1 protein-coding gene is annotated in these 515 nt (G+C 33.6%); it reads left to right on the top strand.

Annotation, left to right across the window (positions count from 1 at the left end; translation table 11 throughout):
* Nucleotides 1-515, top strand: a 515-nt coding sequence (locus RCF13_RS00040; protein WP_308140649.1) for an RHS repeat-associated core domain-containing protein, incomplete at both ends; no start/stop codon positions are given.

Below are 515 nucleotides of genomic sequence, written 5' to 3'. Positions count from 1 at the left end.
CTTTCGGAAATATATTATCAAAAGAAGAAAACATACAGAACATAATTAACTATACGGGACAGCAATACGATGCTATTACTCAACAATACTATTTAAGAGCAAGATATTACAATCCGATTATAGGAAGGTTTACCCAAGAGGATGTCTATAGGGGGGATGGGTTAAACCTATATTCCTACTGTGCTAACAATCCGGTTAACTATTATGATCCTAGTGGGTATAAAAAAGCTAAAGGGCTATGTGATCCAAAAGAGCAGCAGATGCTTGGTCCTGAGGATGATAGTAATTCTGAACAGAGAATTAAGGAAAATAAAGGAAATATTATATACGGTTCAGACGATATTGCAAATTATAAATATAATATGATTGAAGATCCTGGACCATTAGCAGAAATGAAGAATAATCCGGCTCAAAATTTTTATGGTGGTAGATATAATATGGAGGTTTTAGCAGAAGATAAAGTTTATTATAGGGCAGGTAATTCTGATAATCCATTAGGACAATGGTTTACTACT

The sequence above is a fragment of the Stenotrophomonas maltophilia group sp. RNC7 genome, from assembly GCF_030910085.1.
GTDB lineage: Bacteria > Pseudomonadota > Gammaproteobacteria > Xanthomonadales > Xanthomonadaceae > Stenotrophomonas > Stenotrophomonas sepilia.
This window is presented reverse-complemented; position numbering and strand designations above follow the sequence as displayed.